This window comes from Herbaspirillum sp. UBA812 (assembly GCF_002296545.1).
GTDB lineage: Bacteria > Pseudomonadota > Gammaproteobacteria > Burkholderiales > Burkholderiaceae_D > Herbaspirillum > Herbaspirillum huttiense.
This window is the reverse complement of sequence record NZ_DBIC01000184.1, coordinates 1-599: the sequence shown is the minus strand read 5'-3', so window position 1 is coordinate 599 and position 599 is coordinate 1. Positions and strand designations below refer to the sequence as shown.

Here is a 599-nt window from a genome sequence, read left to right as displayed (position 1 = left end):
GATGCCGCGCAGCATCTTGCGCACGACCGGAGCCTTGGTCGGGTCCGGGAATCCCTGATCCACATGCCACTGGCCCAGCGCGGAGATGCGCTGCTTGAGCGTGTTGTGGGCCAGCTTGCCGGCGTGCTCAGCCAGATAGCGCACCAGGCTGTCCGCCGTGGCTGGCAGAAAACCACCCCATTCCACTTCGAAATGCTTCACGGCCGCACGATAGCTGCGGCGAGTGTTGTCACGCGTGGCGGCGTGCAGATAGTCATCGATATTCAACGGTGCTGGTGCGGCTGGCATGGGCTCATTACAGACGGGTGAGGGCAGATTCGGAGGATTTTACGCGATCAGATTCGATAATCATCCAATATCTTGTCTTAATTATTTTCGACATCTGCATAAATACTCTTCAATAATAGTATGTAATTACGTATTATGTAATACATCATCAAATAACGAATTTGGACCATGGCACGTACCGGCCTCTACAAATCGGAAGTGAAGAAAGCGCGCGATTCCTTGCTGGCATTGGGCCGGCATCCGTCGGTGGACGCCGTTCGGGTGGAGCTGGGCAATACCGGCTCCAAGACTACAATCCACAAATACCTGAA

Annotated in this window: 1 protein-coding gene and 1 pseudogene; one reads left to right on the top strand and one right to left on the bottom strand. The window is 54.1% G+C overall.

The window, feature by feature from the left end; translation table 11 throughout:
- Positions 1–288 (bottom strand): annotated as a pseudogene (locus B3873_RS12185) (Tn3 family resolvase); the annotation flags it as partial.
- Positions 289–456: 168 nt separating this feature from the next.
- On the opposite strand from B3873_RS12185, the gene B3873_RS12180 reads away from it, so the two are divergent.
- A partial coding sequence (locus B3873_RS12180; protein ID WP_286866359.1) for a DNA-binding protein occupies positions 457–599 on the top strand: 143 nt, incomplete at its 3' end.